The organism is Mucilaginibacter sp. P5_A4, assembly GCF_056400605.1.
In genome coordinates this window covers 1-1,301 of sequence record NZ_JBFUKX010000139.1, presented here as the reverse complement: position 1 = coordinate 1,301, position 1,301 = coordinate 1, and the positions used below count along the sequence as shown (strand labels likewise).

General features: G+C 34.3%; 2 protein-coding genes. Both read left to right on the top strand.

Features of this window, described 5'->3' with window-relative positions; translation table 11 throughout:
• Window positions 1–353, top strand: a 353-nt coding sequence (locus AC1DQW_RS27665) for a hypothetical protein (protein ID WP_477457016.1), incomplete at its 5' end; no start/stop codon positions are given.
• A 19-nt stretch (window positions 354–372) separates the two neighbouring features.
• On the top strand, window positions 373–1,301 hold a 929-nt coding region (locus tag AC1DQW_RS27660), incomplete at its 3' end, for an nSTAND1 domain-containing NTPase (RefSeq protein ID WP_477457015.1).

The following is a 1,301-nucleotide window of genomic DNA, read 5'->3' as shown; positions in this document are numbered from 1 at the left end:
TAGAAAAATTCATTGAAACATTATGTGAAAATTGTTTGGCTGAAAATTTACTAAGGAAGGAAGAGGCAAAACAGCCGGAATTGTCCGAATTTGATAAAGTAAGATTCCTGATTGGACAAGATAAAATTGCCGAGGTATTTAAATCATTATGGGATATTGTGAATGACGATGTCGATTTAAATGATTTAAATGATACACTAACTTTTTTAAACTTAAAGTTTAACCGCTTAGAGTATAGAAAAAACAACGGAATGATGGAGCCGGCAGCTATAGAAAGTGAAGTTACCAACATTATCAGTAGCATTTTAAATTTTATCTCTTCTATAAACAATTCCCGTAAGCCTATTTTATAACACATTTAATTAAAAAGCAATGAGTTTAGGATACAGATACCCAGGGGTAAAACCATTTCTAAAAGAAGACAAAAATCTTTTTTTTGGGCGCGACAGCGATATTGCTGCACTGTTTAAACTCATTAATGTTGAACAATTAGTTTTGCTTTATTCAAAATCCGGTTTAGGAAAAAGCTCAATACTAAATGCCGGATTAAGCCCTATTTTAGAAGCTACCGGCAATTATGAAATAATAAATATACGGTTTGGTGCATGGAAGTCTGAAAACAAAATTACACCAATTGAAACTTTACTTGAAAAAGTACGGATTAAAAAAGATGACACTTCGTTTACCACTCAACTTGTTGGAGATGTTGAGGATGAACAGCTTTGGCATATCCTGAAATCACTCCAGGTAAAAACACATAAAAAAAACATACTCATAGTACTTGATCAGTTTGAAGAGCTGTTTACTTACCCGGAAACCGAAATTACTGAATTTAAAAGGCAACTGGCCGAAGTACTATATGTAAATGTTCCGCAAAAATTCAGAACTGCCATTGAAAGTAAAACATTAAGTAACCCCGATGCTATCAACAATGTTGATTTGAAGTTACTTTATGAACCTTTGAACATTAAACTGCTCATGTCCATTCGCGGAGATAAAATGAGCCTGCTTAACAGCTTAAAAGACTTTATCCCCAATATTTACCACAAGACTTTTGAACTAACCGCATTAGACGCCACACAAGCCGAAGAAGCTATCCTGAAACCAGCTTACAAGCGGCAACAAGATTTTTTTTCGAACCCGTTTGATGTTACAGACGAAGCGTTAGATAGTATACTGAACTTTTTAACAAAAGGCGGGAAACAAAAAATAGAGTCGTTTCAACTCCAAATTATTTGTCAGTATATAGAAACACTGGTTATTGACAAGAAACTGAGCCTTATTGGTAAGGAGCATTTAGG